Source organism: Exiguobacterium sp. TNDT2 (assembly GCF_003331145.1).
GTDB lineage: Bacteria > Bacillota > Bacilli > Exiguobacteriales > Exiguobacteriaceae > Exiguobacterium.
The window spans coordinates 24,734-40,818 of sequence record NZ_QLVE01000031.1 but is presented as its reverse complement, the minus strand read 5'-3'; the positions used below and the strand labels follow the sequence as shown (position 1 = coordinate 40,818).

At 54.4% G+C, this 16,085-nt stretch carries 13 protein-coding genes; 3 read left to right on the top strand and 10 right to left on the bottom strand.

Features of this window, described 5'->3' with window-relative positions:
* Window positions 1–7 precede the first annotated feature (7 nt).
* The 4 genes from DPV68_RS13320 to DPV68_RS13305 all read right to left on the bottom strand — a co-directional run bounded on the left by DPV68_RS13320 (window position 8) and on the right by DPV68_RS13305 (window position 4,712).
* The gene (locus DPV68_RS13320) at window positions 8–1,111 is read right to left on the bottom strand and encodes an LCP family protein (RefSeq protein ID WP_114167288.1); all 1,104 of its coding nucleotides are present in this window, start codon (window positions 1,109–1,111) and stop codon (window positions 8–10) included.
* 151 nt (window positions 1,112–1,262) lie between these two features.
* Window positions 1,263–2,027: a glucosamine-6-phosphate deaminase gene (nagB, locus tag DPV68_RS13315; RefSeq protein ID WP_114167287.1), complete on the bottom strand. Its 765-nt coding sequence runs from the start codon at window positions 2,025–2,027 to the stop codon at window positions 1,263–1,265.
* On the bottom strand, window positions 2,024–3,169 hold the full coding sequence (nagA, locus tag DPV68_RS13310) for an N-acetylglucosamine-6-phosphate deacetylase (RefSeq protein WP_114167286.1): 1,146 nt from the start codon (window positions 3,167–3,169) through the stop codon (window positions 2,024–2,026). Before nagA ends, nagB begins: the two co-directional genes overlap by 4 nt.
* Before the next feature lie 172 nt (window positions 3,170–3,341).
* A complete protein-coding gene (locus tag DPV68_RS13305; RefSeq protein WP_114167285.1) occupies window positions 3,342–4,712 on the bottom strand; it encodes an MATE family efflux transporter in 1,371 nt (456 codons plus the stop codon).
* Between the two features lie 37 nt (window positions 4,713–4,749).
* On the opposite strand from DPV68_RS13305, the gene DPV68_RS13300 reads away from it, so the two are divergent.
* Window positions 4,750–5,523: a CHAD domain-containing protein gene (locus DPV68_RS13300; protein WP_114167284.1), complete on the top strand. Its 774-nt coding sequence runs from the start codon at window positions 4,750–4,752 to the stop codon at window positions 5,521–5,523.
* On the opposite strand, the gene glsA is transcribed toward DPV68_RS13300, so the two are convergent.
* Together glsA and DPV68_RS14990 are read right to left on the bottom strand one after the other, a co-directional pair.
* Window positions 5,520–6,461 carry a glutaminase A gene (glsA, locus tag DPV68_RS13295; RefSeq protein ID WP_114167283.1) on the bottom strand — a complete coding sequence of 314 codons (942 nt, stop codon included), beginning with the start codon at window positions 6,459–6,461 and terminating at the stop codon, window positions 5,520–5,522. The two genes, DPV68_RS13300 and glsA, sit on opposite strands and share 4 nt — an antisense overlap.
* A gap of 58 nt (window positions 6,462–6,519) precedes the next feature.
* On the bottom strand, window positions 6,520–6,693 hold the full coding sequence (locus DPV68_RS14990; RefSeq protein ID WP_198662320.1) for a hypothetical protein: 174 nt from the start codon (window positions 6,691–6,693) through the stop codon (window positions 6,520–6,522).
* 58 nt (window positions 6,694–6,751) lie between these two features.
* On the opposite strand from DPV68_RS14990, the gene hemG reads away from it, so the two are divergent.
* Together hemG and DPV68_RS13285 are read left to right on the top strand one after the other, a co-directional pair.
* Window positions 6,752–8,170, top strand: coding sequence for a protoporphyrinogen oxidase (gene hemG / locus DPV68_RS13290; protein WP_370447081.1), 1,419 nt, complete (start codon window positions 6,752–6,754; stop codon window positions 8,168–8,170).
* A complete protein-coding gene (locus DPV68_RS13285) occupies window positions 8,167–9,240 on the top strand; it encodes a TIGR04053 family radical SAM/SPASM domain-containing protein (protein WP_114167281.1) in 1,074 nt (357 codons plus the stop codon). The genes hemG and DPV68_RS13285 overlap by 4 nt, the downstream gene beginning before the upstream one ends.
* 38 nt (window positions 9,241–9,278) lie before the next feature.
* On the opposite strand, the gene clpB is transcribed toward DPV68_RS13285, so the two are convergent.
* From clpB to DPV68_RS13265, 4 genes are all read right to left on the bottom strand, one after another.
* Window positions 9,279–11,870, bottom strand: a complete 2,592-nt coding sequence (gene clpB / locus DPV68_RS13280) for an ATP-dependent chaperone ClpB (protein ID WP_114167280.1) — start codon at window positions 11,868–11,870, stop codon at window positions 9,279–9,281.
* Between the two features lie 18 nt (window positions 11,871–11,888).
* Window positions 11,889–12,752, bottom strand: coding sequence for a DnaJ C-terminal domain-containing protein (locus DPV68_RS13275; protein WP_114167279.1), 864 nt, complete (start codon window positions 12,750–12,752; stop codon window positions 11,889–11,891).
* A gap of 141 nt (window positions 12,753–12,893) precedes the next feature.
* Entirely contained in the window at window positions 12,894–14,066 is a 1,173-nt protein-coding gene (locus DPV68_RS13270) for a CamS family sex pheromone protein (RefSeq protein WP_114167278.1), read from the bottom strand.
* A gap of 141 nt (window positions 14,067–14,207) precedes the next feature.
* The gene (locus DPV68_RS13265) at window positions 14,208–16,052 is read right to left on the bottom strand and encodes an LPXTG cell wall anchor domain-containing protein (RefSeq protein ID WP_114167277.1); all 1,845 of its coding nucleotides are present in this window, start codon (window positions 16,050–16,052) and stop codon (window positions 14,208–14,210) included.
* Between the last annotated feature and the right edge of the window lie 33 nt (window positions 16,053–16,085).

The following is a 16,085-nucleotide window of genomic DNA, read 5'->3' as shown; positions in this document are numbered from 1 at the left end:
CCATTTTTTATTGGGCTTCGTAAGTGATGCCAGATGGGTCATACATATACGTCTCGAGCTCTGTTTCGGTCATCGGCTCGACTTCATTGCCCGCATCGGCCTGTTGGACACGATAACGGACTTCTTCGAGCAACGGCTCGTTCAAGAAGTAATAGAAATGACCGTCGTTGCCGCGGGCACCTTCACCAGTCAACTGATATTGGATCGTGTTGTTGAGGGCACCGACGTCTTCAATTAAACGCATATAGTCGTTCGGACCGAGCGTCGTTTGCATGTTGTCTCCGACCGCTTTCAACACTTTGTCGTAGTTGTTGATGAGCGACGTGCCGAGCGCTTGGTCGAGGACGGCGTTAATCACTTCCATTTGGCGCTGTCCGCGTCCGATGTCGCCGCGAGGGTCGTCGTAGCGGTTTCGGACGTAAGCGAGCGCCTCTTCGCCTGACAACTGTTGAAGTCCTGCCTCGACTTGGACAACTTCACGGGAAGCGTCATAACTCTTCTGTTCCGATGAGAACGGGACATCGATTTCGACGCCGCCGACGGCATCGATAAAGTCGACGAACCCTTGGAAGTTGAGCGAGACGACGTGATCGATGTCGATGCCGACCAAGTCTTCAATCGTGTTTGTCGCTACTCGCATCCCGTTGTTCGGGTTCGATTCATCCATTGATCCGAAATAATACGCATGCGTGATCTTGTCTTGATCGAGTCCGGTCTTGCCGTACGGGATGTTGAAGCCCGTGTAATCGATGTTGACGTACGAATCACGCGGGATGCTGAGCATCGTCGTCTGCTTGTTCTTCTTGTTCAAAATGACGACAATCATGACGTCTGAACGACCGTATTCACCACGAGCTTTCTTCTGCGGGGACAAGTCCGTCCCGAGCACGAGGAAGCTCTCGGTATCCTCTTTATCGAATCGCGTCGGTTCGAGAGTCGGATCATCCTCAAGGGTCACTTGCGTACCGGACAACATGTTATGTGCTTTATAAAACGCTGTCCCATACATGCTTGAGCCAACGATGACGGCGATCAGTACGAGGGCGCTGAACAGCTTATAAAACGTAGACGGGCCTTTACGCCGTCTACGAGCCTGAGTTCTTGAGTTCATGAGTTTCTCCTTCACGGTCGATTGATATGAGCTTCACCTATTATAGAGGAATCCTCGACTTTTGTCGAAAACGTTTTGATGACAAATCCATTTCCATACAATTTCCCATAGTCGTCCACAAAAAAACCTGGAGACGTTTGTCTCCAGGTCGTCAAGCTCGGATGGAAAAGAATCGGTCGGCCGCTTCCCTGCCACGTGCCTGTAACACGTCACCGCAGCCTGAAGCCGCTTCGGCATCGAGCACAATGGTGACGCTTGGATGCGCCTGCAAGATCGAGGCTGGCCAATCAATCGTCGGCACGCTCTCGATCATGTGATGCACGGCTTCCGCTTTTCGGGCACCTGTCGCGACGAGAACAATCTCCCGTGCGTTCATGATCGTATCGAGCCCCATCGTGATGGCATGTGTCGGTACTTCCTCGATCGTATCAAAGAAACGACGATTCGCTTCCCGTGTCGACTCGGTCAGTTCAATCACGTGTGTCTTCGCATCGAGTGCCGTACCCGGTTCATTGAAGGCGATGTGCCCATTTTCCCCGATGCCAAGCAATTGAAGATCGACCCCAATCGACCGGACGAGCTGTTCGTATCGTGCCGCTTCCGCTTCCGGATCGGCCGCGTCACCACGAGGCAGATGGCTCTCTTTGAACGGGACGTCATTGAACAGGCGTTCTTCCATGAAGTGATGATAACTTTGCGGATGACTCGGTGCGAGTCCGATGTATTCATCTAGATTGACGCTCGTCACATGACTGCAGTCAAGTTTGTCACGTTTGAACATCTGATACATGCCGACCGGCGTGCTTCCCGTCGCCAGACCGAGCACGAACTCTCGTTTCCCGGCCAATCGTTCAGTGATGAGTGTATACGCGATGGCTTCTGCATCTGTCGGTGTTTTTGCAACTAGTATGTTCATTCCATATCCTCCTTCGAATAAGCGACGCGTCCTTGATGAATCGTTGTCGTGACCAATAGCGCATCGTCCCAAATGACGAGGTCCGCTTCGAAGCCAGCCGCAATCGATCCTTTGTTCGTCAATCCGAACTCACGCGCTTGGTTCGAAGACGTCATCTTCACCGCTTCCTGCACCGTACATCCCGTGAACGCGATCACGTTTCGAAACGCCGCGTCCATCGTCAAAACACTACCGGCCAAGTTTCCGGCTTCAAGGCGGGCTGCCCCGTCCGCAACGATGACCGGTTGACCACCGAGTTCATAGCGACCGTCCGGAAGGCCTTTGGCGCGCATTGCGTCCGTGATAACGACGAGACCGTCCGCCCCTTTCATGCGATACGCGAAATCAACCATCTCGTGAAGGCTGTGAATCCCGTCCGGAATGACTTCGACCATGACGTCCCGCTCCAATAAACAATAGCCGACCGTTCCCGGTTCCCGATGATGAAGGCCTCGCATTTGATTGTATAAGTGCGTCGCATGTTTGACGTTCGCTTCCTTGTTCTCGGCGAACGTGGCGTTCGTGTGTCCGGTCGACCCAATCGCACCGGTCTCACGCATCGCTCGTTCGAGTTCACGTGCCCCTGGACGTTCCGGCGCATACGTGACGAGACGGATGTGCCCGCCGGCCTCCTGTTGCCATGTCCGGAACTGCTCCGCGTCGGGGTCGATAATATATTCTGCCGGTTGCGCCCCCGCGTTATCGACGTTGACGAACGGTCCTTCTAAATGAATCCCGACGAGCGATGTATCACCGGCTTCAATAACGGCGCGAGTCGCATGCAATGCCTTTGAGATTGCCTCGGGCGACTGCGTGATCGTCGTCGCAAAGAACGATGTCACGCCTTCAGCGAGCATCGACTTGGCGAGATGACGCAATCGGTCCTCATCTGCATCCATTGTGTCGACATCGTATCCTCCATGAATATGGACGTCGATCATGCCCGGTGTGACGAGCGCCCCGCGCACGTCGAGCTCCGTCTCACTTTCTGCTCTATACGCATCCATCGAACCGACGTTCACAATCGTCGCTCCGTCGAACCGGATATATCCTCGTTCCCACGTCTCGTCCCCCGAAACGATATGGGCGTTGATGATCACCATAGTCGGTCATCCACCTTTCCTCAAGTAGCTTCATCGTCATCATAACAAAAATCAGTATAGTTGTATAGACCAATTTAGATTTGTAAACAGCATAAATTCCCTCAATCCTTTGCCCGACTTAGTCATGCCTGAAACAAGAAAAGTTGACGCCAGTGACGTCAACTTTTTGTGATTACGAAATGTCGTTTGTGAGCGGCTTCCCCTCATATTGTTTGACGATATGAATGAGACGCATGACCAACAAGACGGCACCGGCTGCTAAGCCTGCGATGAGGCCGATCCAGTAGCCGTCCGGTCCGAAACCGAACTGTTCGGCGAGCGCATAGCCGAGCGGGAGACCGATTACCCAATAAGCGATGAGCGACAGGATGAGCGTGACGTTGACATCTTTGAAACCACGCAAAATCCCTTGAATCGGAGCGGCAACCGCATCCGACAGTTGGAAAAAGACTGCGAAGATCATGAAGTGGGCCGCGAGTTCCACGACAGCCGCGTCGTTCGTATAGATTGCGGCAACCCGCTCATTTTGCCAGAACAACAGTCCGCCCGAGAAGAGCGAGACGGCTAGACAGAGCACGATGCCGATTTTAGCATAGCGTACCGCGTCCTTGAGTCGCCCGGCGCCAAGTTCGTACCCGACGACGATCGTGAGCGCGCTCGATGCCGACAATGGCAACATATAGACGAACGAGGCGAAGTTGATGGCCGCTTGGTGGGCCGCGACGATATTGTCACCGTAGGCGCTAAGGAGCAATGTCACTGCCGCGAAGATGCTGACTTCGGCAAAAATGGCGAGACCGATCGGCGTGCCGAGCTTGAGCAACTCTTTTTGTCTCGGCCACATGAGACGTTCCACTGAACGCAGGAAGCGATACTCGAGGAACGGTTTTCCGTTCCGGACGAACGCGAACGCCATAAAGAAGAGGAGCCAGTAGGTGATCGCTGAGGCAATCCCGGCCCCGACACCCCCGTACGCCGGGACGCCAAGTTTTCCAAAGATGAAGATGTAGTTTAACCCGACGTTAATGGGTAACCCTAATAATATAAGCAGCATGGAGATCCGCGTCTTGCCGAGCGAGTCCATGAGCGTGCGCAACACGTTGAACAAGAACATCGGCAGTACACCGAATCCGAGTGCGAGCAAATACCCTTTGGCAATTCGTTTACCTTCTTCGCTCAACCCCATGCCGTCAACGGCACTTGGGACGAGAAAGAAGCCGAGGACGAGCGTCGCAACGCTCAGTCCAATCGCTAAGTATACACCTTGATACAGTGTCCGTTGAATCTGTTGGATGTTACGGGCTCCGAGCGCCTGTGCGACGATCGGTGCGACAGCGAGCAAAATCCCGCTCAATCCCGTATAGACGGGCATCCATAGACTCGACCCGACACCGACACCGGCCAAATCGATGGCACCAGCGCGGCCTGACATGACCGTATCAAAAAAGCTGATTAAGTAAAACGACACTTGAGTCACCAAAATCGGGAAGAAGATAGTGAAGAACAGTTTAATTTTTTCGTTAAGTGAATGTGTTTGATACATGGACAACCTCATCTCATTTCAGAAAGGAAAAATTAGAATGAATCAACGGAATGCGGAAAAATTAAAATATGAGCTTTTGGAGACGTGGAATACGTTCAATCATTATATGACCGAGGCGCTCACGTTCCAAAACAGCGAAGACATCCACCAAGCGCGGGTCCACCTTCGGAAACTATTGACGTTCATGCAACTGTACGACACGAAACCTTCCACGTATCGACAATTGAAGCAACTGATGGAGGCGCTCGGCGCGGTACGTGACGGGGACGTTCTTCTCGAAGGGCTCGCTGTCGAAACCGAGCTCGATCAGGCTTTCGCCGACCACGTGGAAGCGAGCCGCGCCAGAGACCGCACGACCTTAAATACGCGCGTCACGGAAAAGATGACCCCTTCCCTCGACCAACAAGTTCGTCGCTTCATCGGCGGACAGTTGTTCCGCGCCTTTAAAAAGCAAGACGCCGCGTCATTTCTCGATAAGGCTAGAAGTGAACGCAAACGACGCATCGAGATACATCACGAGGCGACGGAGATGTCCGACCGGCTCGAGACACTCCATAAAGTCAGGCTCGCCGTAAAACGGGAACGTTATTTGAACGAATACTTGTTGAACTACGAAGTGAAAGCCTCAAAAGAACAAATTCAAAAGCTGAAACGGCTTCAGACCGAACTCGGCGATATGAATGACCGGCATCAACTGTTGTTGCGTTGGAGCGATTTCACACCGCCCGCCGCCTTGACCGACGATTACGAACAAGTCGTGCATGAGCTACAATCTCGGCTCGACGAATCGGTCGACGCCATCCAGCTTTAACGGGACGTGTAGCGTTCGACGAGCAGTTCAAGCAACTTCATCCCTGCAATCGAGTTTCCTTTCGAGTCGAGGGCAGGACCGAAAATCCCGAAGCCGACGTCGCTCAGTCCGAGCTCGTGTTTACCGGTCGCAAGGATGGCCCCGGACACCCCGCTTTTTCCCGGGAGACCGACACGGACGGCAAATTCACCCGACGCATCGTACATGCCGCACGTCGTCATGATCGCTTTGACGATCCGGACGACGCGGCGCGGGATCAACTCTTCGCCCGTGACCGGGTCTTCCCCGTTGCCGGACAGGATCCGGCCGATGCGGGCCAAGTCAAAACAATCGATTTCGATGGCACACTGCTTCGTATACACATCGATAATCTCATCAACGTCACCTTCAACAATCCCGTGATGACGCATGAAATAAAGCAAGGCCCGGTTCAAGTCGGTCGTCTCGTATTCCGAGCGGGCGACTTTTTCGTTGTACGTGACCTCTTCGACCGGAACATCGAGCAGCATCGCCAAAAATTGACGGAACTGATAGATCTTCAGTTCCGCCGTGTCCCCTAAAATCATGCTCGTGACCGCGAGCGCCCCCGCGTTAATCATCGGATTGAGCGGCTTCGACGGCACTGTCTCTTCAAGCTTCGCAATCGAGTTGAACGCGTCGCCCGTCGGTTCCATCCCGACTTTCGAGAACACGTAATCCTCTCCAAATTCCATCAAGACGTAACAGAGCGTCAACGCCTTTGAGACACTTTGGATTGTGAACTTATGATGGACGTCCCCCGCATAAATATATGAACCATCAGGCAGACAAATCGCCACGCCGAGCAAATCATCCTGTACATGCGCAAGCTCAGGGATATAGTCGGCGACTTTCCCTTGTGCTGTGTACGGACGACACTCGTCGACCAAATGCGCCAACTGCTGTTCCAATACGTTCATCCAATCACCTCATGTCCGATAGTTTTCAACCGGGTCATCTTATCATATTCAAAGACGGTTAACCATCAACTGGCCCGTCTTCTTTTTCAGGCTTATACCATTCCTCATCGGCCCAAAGGACCGACGGGCTGTCTTCATCCCCTTCGAGCTTCTCTCCGTGCCGATTCATCGATGCGATGAAAGCGATAATCCCGACCACGACGACCGTCGCCGTTATGCTGAACCAAACCATATAGGCCTCCCCTTCCCATTCGTGACAAATTTGTCTAGAACCATGTGAGACTTATCCTATGTCTACGTCCATATTCTCGGTACCGTTAGGAAGAACACTATATAAGAAATGGGTGAATGGATTGAACAACATTGCAATTATCGGTGGAGGAATTACAGGCATGGCCGCCGCCTACTACGCGAAACAAGCCGGAGCGCACGTCACCATGTACGAAGCGAGCGACCGAATCGGTGGAAAAATCAAGACCGTCTATCAAGACGGCTTCGTCTTAGAATGCGGACCGGACGGATACATGGCCCGAAAACCGACATTGACCGAACTGATTACCGAGCTCGGACTTGACGATGATCTCGTCCGGTCGATGACGGGGACATCCTATATTTACGTTCGGAATCAACTTCGTCAAATGCCGGACGGATCGGTCATGGGCATCCCGACAAAGTTCTGGCCGATGGTCAAGACCGACTTGTTCACGTGGCGCGGCAAGCTTCGGGCCGGGATGGACCTGGTGTTGCCACGCGTCTATACGGGAACTGACATCTCGCTCGACAAATTCTTCCGGACCCGGCTCGGATCAGAAGTCGTCGATGCGATGATCGAACCGCTGCTCTCAGGTATTTATAACGGGACACTCGATGATATGAGCATCGAGTCTACTTTTCCTCAGTTTATCACGATTGAACAAAAAACACGCAGCCTGATTCTCGGTATGAAAGCATTGACACCGCCAGTACAAGCCGGCGTCAAGCCACGTGAAGCCGGGAAGTTTCTATCACTTCGGCAAGGTCTTGGTGTCCTCATCGAGGCGCTTCGCCCGTCGATTGATCGCCTCTATACAGAGACGAAGGTCGCGGCGGTCCGGCCCCATGAAGTCACCCTCGCCGACGGGACGACCGAGTCGTTCGACGGCATCATTTTGGCCACTTCGCCGAATGCGCTCGGTCCGATCCTCGGTCTTCCGGAAGCAGAAACATTGTCCGAGTTAAAACGGACGTCTTCCATCACCGTGCTCGCGGCGTTCGATGAAAAAGAAGTCGCGGCACTCGACGGGACCGGATACGTCATCGCCAAAGCGGAAGGGAACGCCTTGACGGCCTGCAGTTGGATGCATAAAAAATGGCCCCACATGGCACCAAAGCATAAGGCACTGTTACGCGTCTATATCGGCTCCGAGTTTGTTCCCGACTTGTTGGCGGAATCCGATGAGGCCATCGCCGACTTTGCGCTCCGTGAATTACGGAAGATTCAACACGTCGGTACCCCGATTTTCACAAAAGTCGAACGGCACATCGATACGATGCCGCAATATGAGGTCGGACATAAACAATACGTGCGCGCGTTCGAGGAAACGATGTCCTCCCTCGACGGCGTCGAGGCGTGTGGGGCCATCTTGCATGGCGTCGGTCTACCCGACTGCGTCGACTCGGCCAAACAAGCCGTCGCCCGGGTGATGGCGAGACAGGCGGTGTCCGTATGAAACGAGTCGACTACAACGAGAACCCGTTCATCGTCATCTGGGAAGTAACACGTGCCTGTGCGCTGTCATGCGTCCATTGCCGGGCCGAGGCCCAGTTCCATCGGTATCCGGGTGAACTCGATACCGAACAAGGCAAAGCACTCATCCGAGACATCCGCGCAATGAATAATCCAATTCTCGTCTTCACCGGGGGCGACCCGCTCATGCGTGAGGACTTGTTCGAACTGACCGAATATGCCGCTTCGCTCGGCATGCGTGTGTCGATGACCCCGTCGGCGACACCTCGCGTGACCCATGACGCCGTCAAACGGGCGAAAGACGCCGGCTTGACGCGCTGGGCGTTTTCACTCGACGGTCCTGACGCCAAATCGCACGACTATTTCCGGGGTACGCGTGGCAGTTTCGAACGGACGCTGCGCGGCATCTCTTACTTCCGAGAAGAAGGGATGTCATTCCAAATCAATACGACGGTCACGGAGTATAACGTCGACCAGCTCCCGGAGATCGCCAAACTCGTCGGGGAACTCGGCGTCTCGGTATGGACGCTGTTCTTCCTCGTGCCGACCGGCCGCGGGTCACTCCTCCAACCGATCTCGCCAGAACGGCATGAAGATGTACTCCGCTGGGCGTTCGCGTTGCAAGAGCATGTCCCGTTCATCATCTCGACGACCGAGGCCCAGTTTTATCGGCGCATCGCCCGGCAAGAAAATTTGAAACGAAAACAAGTTGGATTGCCGCCCATCGGCCATCCACATGACGACCTCGCCAAGGCGCCCCGCGGCACGAACGACGGGAACGGCTTCGTGTTCATCTCACATACGGGTGACGTCCAGCCGTCCGGTTTTTTGCCGATCACATGCGGCAACGTGAAAGAGACACCGCTCGCTGAGATTTACCGGCACCACCCGGTCTTCAAGTCGCTGCGTGACCCTGATACACACCACGGGAAATGCGGCTACTGTGAATATCGCTACGTCTGCGGAGGCTCACGGGCCCGCGCTTATGCCGTCACCGGCGACTATAAGGCCGAGGAACCGTACTGCGTCTATCAACCCGAACCGATTGCATAAACAAAGAGCGCCGGCGTCAGCCAGCGCTCTTTCGTGATTCAGTGAGTGACCGTCGCGGGACGAAGCGTCAACTTGTCGTTCTCGACGTCGATGACGACCGTCTGGCCGTCCTCGATGTCTCCCGCGAGAATGCTACGGGCGAGTTTCGTCTCAATCGTCCGTTGTACGTACCGGTTGATCGGACGGGCCCCGAACTGTGGCTCGTACGCCTCATCGGCGATGAACGCCTTCGCGGCATCCGTGATTTCGATTTGAATCGAACGCGCCGTCAAGCGACTGCCCATGCGCGCGACCGCTTTTTCGACGATTTGGCCGATTTGAGCCCGCGTGAGCGGATGGAACAAAATCGTCTCATCGACCCGGTTCAAAAACTCGGGACGGAAGTGGCGGCGGAGCCGCTCGATGACTTGGCGTTCTTCCGCCTCATCGATGACACCATCTTTCGCCGCTTCGAGCAAGATGTCGGCCCCGATGTTCGACGTCATGATGACGATCGTGTTTTTGAAATCGACGACACGCCCGTGCGAGTCGGTCAAGCGTCCATCATCAAGGAGTTGTAACAAAATGTTGAACACATCGGCGTGCGCTTTCTCGACCTCATCGAGCAAGAGCACCGAGTATGGGTTGCGGCGGACCGCTTCCGTTAATTGACCACCCTCTTCGTAGCCGATATATCCTGGAGGTGCCCCGACGAGACGCGACACGGCATGTTTCTCCATATACTCGCTCATGTCGAGGCGAACGATATGGTCCTCCGAGTCGAACATCGCTTCGGCGAGCGCTTTCCCGAGCTCAGTCTTCCCGACCCCGGTCGGTCCGAGGAACAAGAACGAACCAATCGGACGGTTCGGATCTTTGATGCCGGCCCGAGCTCGGATGACGGCGTCACTGACGAGCCGAATCGCATCGTCTTGTCCGAAGACGCGTTGATGGAGTACCGTCTCGAGGTTGAGCAACTTATCGCGCTCGCCTTCGGTCAATTTCGTCACAGGGATGCCCGTCCATTTCGAGACGACCTCGGCGATTTCTTCCTCGGTCACTTCTTCCCGGACGAGTTCACGTGTCACCGAACCAGCAAGCCGCTCTGCTTCTGCAAGCTCGCGCTCGAGTTCCGGGATGCGGCCATATTTGAGCTCGGAGGCCCGGTTCAAATCGTAACGGCTCTCGGCTTCTTGCAGTTCAAGTTTTACTTTTTCTAAATCTCCACGAATATGTTGGACACGATGGGTCGACTCTTTCTCGTTTTCCCAGCGGAGTCGGAGCGCGTCCGACTGTTCACGGATCGAGGCGAGTTCTTGCTGGAGCGCATCGAGTCGTTTCTTCGAGGCGTCATCGCTCTCTTTCTTCAGGGCCGCCTCTTCGATTTCGAGTTGCATGACGCGACGCACGAGTTCATCAAGCTCGGCTGGCATCGATTCCATCTCCGTCCGAATCATCGCGCACGATTCGTCGACGAGGTCGATCGCCTTGTCCGGCATGAACCGGTCCGTGATATAGCGGTTCGATAACACGGCCGCTGCGACGAGCGCGTTGTCGTGAATCCGCACCCCGTGATGAATCTCGAAGCGCTCTTTCAAGCCACGTAAGATCGACACCGTGTCCTCGACGTCCGGTTCGTCGACGAGCACTTGTTGGAAGCGGCGCTCGAGCGCCGGGTCCTTCTCGATATATTGGCGATATTCATCGAGTGTCGTCGCACCGATACAGTGGAGTTCACCACGGGCGAGCATCGGTTTGAGCATGTTCCCGGCGTCCATCGCCCCTTCTGACTTACCGGCTCCGACGATCGTGTGAAGTTCATCGATGAAGAGGATGATTTTCCCTTCTGCCTCTTTCACTTCGTTCAAGACGGCTTGGAGCCGTTCTTCGAACTCGCCGCGATATTTGGCCCCGGCGACGAGCGAACTCATATCGAGACTGAAAATCGTCTTGTCTTTCAAGCTCTCCGGCACGTCGCCGCGGACGATGCGCTGGGCGAGCCCTTCGACGATCGCCGTCTTCCCGACACCCGGCTCCCCGATCAAGACCGGGTTGTTTTTCGTCTTCCGGCTCAAGATGCGGATGACACGCCGAATTTCGCTATCGCGCCCGATGACGGGATCGATTTTTCCGGTCTTCACTTCTTGGATCAAGTCGCGTCCGTACTTCGTCAAGACGTCATACGTCGCTTCCGGTGATTTCGATGTGATCCGTCGATTGCCCCGGACGGCGACGAGTGCCTCACGCAATCTCTCTTCGGTCACACCTTTGCGCTCGAGCATGTTTTGGGCTTGGCTCTTGTTCATGATGATTCCGAGCAGGATGTGCTCGACCGAGACGTATTCATCACTCATCCCTGTCGCTTCACGTTCCGCCGTCGTCAACACGTTCAACAGCGAGGCCGATATCATCGGCGTCGTCGGCGTTTGAAGTTTCGGTGCGTTTTTGAGCGCCATCGCGACCTCTGCCTCGATGTCGGCGACGCTCAGTTCCATTTTTTGCAGTAAGAGCGGCACGATGCCGTCCGTTTGTGAGATCATCGATGCCAAAACGTGCCATTCATTCATCTCGCTATGGTGGTACTGTTTCGCAAGCGCCTGTGAGCTGACGATGCCTTCATGTGCTTTATCGGTAAATCGATTGAAATCCATTCTGCTTCCTCCTTAGGCTCAGCGTTCGAGTTGTTCGTAAACAGATCGGTGGGCGGCGTCTAGCGGCAAATCGACTTCGAGTTGGACGAATAAATCCGACCGGACTTTCGAGGCGGTCATGAATCCACGCCCCGGGATACGCATCCGTTGACCAGGGCGTGACCCTGGTTTGACTTTCAATTTGACCCGGCCGCCATCGAGTGTCGCCACGACGACTTCCGTGCCGTCGAGGAAAGCGAGTGGACGCAACCGTTTGACGGTGATGACGTTCGCTCCTTCACGCCGGTACGTGTCGTCGTCGGTAAAATGGAGCTCGACGTACACGTCGCCTCGGTCGCCCGCCTGTCCGACTTTACTGCTCTTGCCTTTGAGTCGCAACTTTTGTCCCTCGTGGGCGCCTTGCGGGATTTTAACGTTGACCGTCCCCGTCTGCAGACGCAAGCTCACTTTGGCATCACTCGTCAACTGACCGAGCGGGACGTTGACCCGGACCGTCTCATCAAGGTCTTCCTCGACCGCCTGGTCAAAGAAGCTGCCGAACATGTCCTCAAAACCGAACGTCCGTGACGTCGTCCGAGACCCGCCGCCGAATTGACGGAACAAGTCCTCAAACTGGGCCGACCCTTCCCCGTACCCGTCACTGCTGTATCCTCCACCGAACGACGGTCCTTCTGGACTTCCGTAACGGTCGTAATTCGCTTTCTTATCAGGATCGCTCAACACGTCGAACGCCTCTTGGATTGCCTTAAACTTGTCTTGGGCACCCGGGTCTTTGTTCACGTCCGGATGGTATTGTTTCGCTAACTTACGATACGCTCGTTTAATGTCTTGGTCGGACGCCTGTTTCGGCACACCAAGGACGTCATAGTAGTTTTTTGCCATCTCGTTTCACCTCACCTATCCCTTTCCCGATTCTGTTAAGTCTATTCTACCGATTTGGTCAAATAAGGTCAAAGATTTTCCTCGTTATTTGTCATACGAAAAAAAGAAGGCATTCGTTTCATCACGATGCCTTCTAATCGGTTAGAAATATACTTTTGGACTATCCATACTTTCTTCGAATACGATCGTCACTTCTTGTTCGCCACCGAGCGAGGTGACGTTAATCCGGACCGGTACGTTCCGGTTGTACTCCCATCGGTTCTCGAGCAGTCCGACAACGTGCTGAGTGAACCCGACGAGTTCGGCCCGGCTATAGAACTGGATTGGAATGTCGATCTCGATGCGTGACAATTCTCCGTTCTGGTAAAACCCTTTCCCAATCATCCCGCTGAAATCAGGGAACACATCAGCGATTCGGTCGCTGAAGAGAGAGAACTTTTGAGCATCATCGCGCACTTCCGTCGTCGCCTTAGCGGACGGGAAGTAATAATACGTCTCATCGACGTCTTTCCAATCACTCGCCGTCACCTTTCCAGCCGTGCCGACGAATGCCGATTTGACATAGTTCCCCGGTGTCGGTGACCCTTGCGACGCTTTCATATACAGGGCGACGTTAATGTCGAGGTCTTTGAAGTCCTCACGTTTGCGCAATTGGGCGACGAGTTCATTCGCCATGCGCTCTCCTTCAGCGATGACTTTCTTCTCGTCAAGTTTCTCCGTATACGTCGGACCGAAGTTCGGCGCTTGGAAGACGTACTCCCGGTTCAAAATCAAAGCAAACGAGACGCCACCGAGTTGATAGCCACCATCTGTTTTCGTCATGTAGTTCTGTTCGACGAGCGACGCCAAATAAAGCGGCGACTTTTTATTCGCCTCGACGAACTGGTCTTCAGCCACTTCAGCCTTACCGTTGGCGTACGCTGGGTTGAGCGGAACGAGGCCTTCTCCTGACTCACCCTTACGGCCGAGCAGACGTGAGACGTCCTCGCTCGTCAATAGTTGCCCTTCTTGATACGCATAGTTTTCCGGTTTGAATGCGCCGGTCGAATGACGCATGAGTCCGAGCTCGACTTCTTCAAGTTCAAGCGATGAGCTCACTTGGCGCTGGGCCAATCCTCGGGCAGCCGCTGGTTTAAACGGAATCACCATTTGATAATATGAATCGCGCGCTTCGATCGCTTGGGTGACGCCTTCACCCATCGTCTCTTCGCCCGTCGGCGTCACCGCCTCTTCCCCCATCGGGATTTTCATAGAACACCCGCCGAGAAAAACGGTCGCAGCGAGCGTTGGGATAATCAATTGTTTCCATTTCATCTATGTCTGAACTCCTTTGATGATTCGATTCATTACACTTCGTCCATTATAACAAAATCATCCGTTGAAAAAAGTGTCGAAGCGGAATCAGTCACGATTCACAAAAAGCACCCTTCAACTTATGTCGAAGAGTGCCTATGGTCATACTCTTGTAGATGGCCGGCGCCGATGAATCAAAAACATGAGGCCGAACACGATTAAGACGAGACCAATGACCGTCCCCCACGTTCCCGCCGAACCTGTCATCGGTAACGTCGCTTGATCCGGTGTCACCGGGGTCGTCGGTTCAGGGACGTAAATCGCATCATCTTCTCGTTCTGGAATTAGTTGTTTCACGTGCACGGTCGCCTCAGCCGTTCGGGAAACCCGCGCTTCACGATTGACCTCGAATGTGAATGTCGTCCGGTTCGTCAACACCGCCCCGGCACGCACGTCATAGGATGGCAACAGCACTTTTTCCATTTCCAGCACGATTTCTTCACCAGGGATGAGTCCGTTCTCGACTTCGGCTAGGGCTCGTATGCCGTCTCGGAGTGTCTCGGTCGTCTCGCGTTGTTCCTCTGTCGTCAACGCTCCGCTCGTCCATTCATCGATGACATCGACAAAGTACAAGGTGACGTTCGACGTGTTCGTGATTGTATACGTATAGCGAATCGCCTCGCCCGGGTGCACCGTCCCTGGGCTCGCCACTTTCGTGACCATGAAATCGGCTTGGTTCAACAAGACGATCTGTTGGCTCTCGGCGTCGATGACCCGTCCATAGGAATCGGTCGCCGCGACCCGGAACACGTTCCCGATTTCAGGGGCGTTCGTCCGGTCATAGTCGCTCGGGATCATTAAGTTGACCGTCGCCTCGACGCGTTCACCTGCCGCGAGGCCGTTCTCCCCGATGAGCGCCATCAACTGCTCCCGCACGTTGGCATTGAACACTTCGACTGCCTGGGCGTCGATGTCGCCGCTAAAGAACTCATCTGCGATGGTGGTAATTGTGAGCGCCGTCTCACCTGTGTTCTCGATGACGAACGTATATGGAATCACCCCACCGACGACGGCTTGGTCAATATTTGCCTCTTTCCCGACCTCAAGGCCAATCGATTCGTTCGGTACGACCGTGACGGTCGCCTCCGTACAGGCTGACGGGACAATCTCGTCTTCGACGCCGATACAGAACGTGTTCGTCACGACGGTCTCGCTCATCACGTCTGGTGCGAACGTGTCAAATTGAATCGTCGTCGTCCCGACCGGTATCGTCGGGAACGTCCAGTAGAAGGCAGGCGGTCCGCTCACGGTCGTCGGAGCGACTGAGCCTTCCGGACCGAGCACTTCAACCGAGTCCGCGACGACGGTCAACGCTTCCGGGACTGTGTTTGATACAGACAAGTTCTCAATCGGAGTACCCGTCACATCGATGACGAGCCGATACGTCACCAAATCTCCGCCTAACACACGCTCGATCGGCCCGTCGGCACCGAGTATCAATTGGTCGATAGCAACTGCTGGGGTAGCGGAGGGGGCGGTCACTTCTTCTGTGACAGGTTCCTCTGGTGATGGCTCCGGTTCAACGAGCGGAGGCTCGACGGGTGTGTCGATGTCCGGAACTGTCTCTGTCCCATCATCGCCCGATTCGCTTGACTCGCCTGCCAGCTCCTCGATCTGGAATGCATAGACAGCGCCCGGAAATGAATAAGGGACACCGGCTTTGTCATACAAGGTGACTTGATCGATTGTCGTCAAATCGACTTCTGTCGCGTCAATCATGAACCGCCAAATCGTTGATGTCTCACGTGCCCCGTAATATGTGACATCCCCATAAATCAGGCTCGCGTCATCATATGCTTCAATTTCTTCAGTGCTCAAATCAATTAGTGCATAAACTGACGTTGATGTCATCGGCGTGTTCGCGTAACTTCCATGCGGTGCCCACATGCCAATCAATACGAGGATGAAAGTGATAAGTGCGATGAAACGTCGGTTGGTGTGTTGCATGCTGGTCCCCTCCTCTAAGGTGTGACAAACGTC

Excerpts from the sequence above, each read along its gene's own strand:
- DPV68_RS13320 (WP_114167288.1), bottom strand. The coding sequence starts at position 1,111 with ATGAACTCAAGAACTCAGGCTCGTAGACGGCGTAAAGGCCCGTCTACG.
- nagB (WP_114167287.1), bottom strand. The coding sequence starts at position 2,027 with ATGAACATACTAGTTGCAAAAACACCGACAGATGCAGAAGCCATCGCG.
- nagA (WP_114167286.1), bottom strand. The coding sequence starts at position 3,169 with ATGGTGATCATCAACGCCCATATCGTTTCGGGGGACGAGACGTGGGAA.
- DPV68_RS13305 (WP_114167285.1), bottom strand. The coding sequence starts at position 4,712 with ATGTATCAAACACATTCACTTAACGAAAAAATTAAACTGTTCTTCACT.
- DPV68_RS13300 (WP_114167284.1), top strand. The coding sequence starts at position 4,750 with ATGAATCAACGGAATGCGGAAAAATTAAAATATGAGCTTTTGGAGACG.
- glsA (WP_114167283.1), bottom strand. The coding sequence starts at position 6,461 with ATGAACGTATTGGAACAGCAGTTGGCGCATTTGGTCGACGAGTGTCGT.
- DPV68_RS14990 (WP_198662320.1), bottom strand. The coding sequence starts at position 6,693 with ATGGTTTGGTTCAGCATAACGGCGACGGTCGTCGTGGTCGGGATTATC.
- hemG (WP_370447081.1), top strand. The coding sequence starts at position 6,752 with ATGTCTACGTCCATATTCTCGGTACCGTTAGGAAGAACACTATATAAG.
- DPV68_RS13285 (WP_114167281.1), top strand. The coding sequence starts at position 8,167 with ATGAAACGAGTCGACTACAACGAGAACCCGTTCATCGTCATCTGGGAA.
- clpB (WP_114167280.1), bottom strand. The coding sequence starts at position 11,870 with ATGGATTTCAATCGATTTACCGATAAAGCACATGAAGGCATCGTCAGC.
- DPV68_RS13275 (WP_114167279.1), bottom strand. The coding sequence starts at position 12,752 with ATGGCAAAAAACTACTATGACGTCCTTGGTGTGCCGAAACAGGCGTCC.
- DPV68_RS13270 (WP_114167278.1), bottom strand. The coding sequence starts at position 14,066 with ATGAAATGGAAACAATTGATTATCCCAACGCTCGCTGCGACCGTTTTT.
- DPV68_RS13265 (WP_114167277.1), bottom strand. The coding sequence starts at position 16,052 with ATGCAACACACCAACCGACGTTTCATCGCACTTATCACTTTCATCCTC.